The organism is Billgrantia ethanolica (assembly GCF_021404305.1).
Lineage (GTDB): Bacteria > Pseudomonadota > Gammaproteobacteria > Pseudomonadales > Halomonadaceae > Halomonas > Halomonas ethanolica.
Genome location: NZ_JABFTX010000059.1, coordinates 1 through 279 on the forward strand (window position 1 = coordinate 1; position 279 = coordinate 279).

The window sequence follows — 279 nt, forward strand, 5'->3', positions numbered from 1 at the left end:
CATGGCCAGGCTCTCGGCCACCACCTGGCCGCGCAGGGTGGAGTCGACCTTCTTGAACCACACCGTGGGGGTGTATGGGGCGAGACGCCGGGTCACCGTGGCCACCCGCTCGGCAGCCTCAGCCGCCGGTAAATGGCGCGACTCCGTGTTAACGGCAATCACTTCTGGCGGGGCTTCGCCCCAAGCGCTCAGCGCCGCCTCGAGCCGCTCGGGGGCGATCACCACCCGCGCCTGCGCCCCACGGGCGGCAAAGGGAGCCGCTGCATCCAGTGCGCCGGT

The 279-nt window shown here is 71.3% G+C and carries 1 protein-coding gene; it reads right to left on the reverse strand.

Annotated features, from left to right (window positions below; all coding sequences use genetic code 11):
* The coding region (locus HOP53_RS21495) for a four-carbon acid sugar kinase family protein (protein WP_234271885.1) at positions 1-279 on the reverse strand (279 nt) is incomplete at both ends.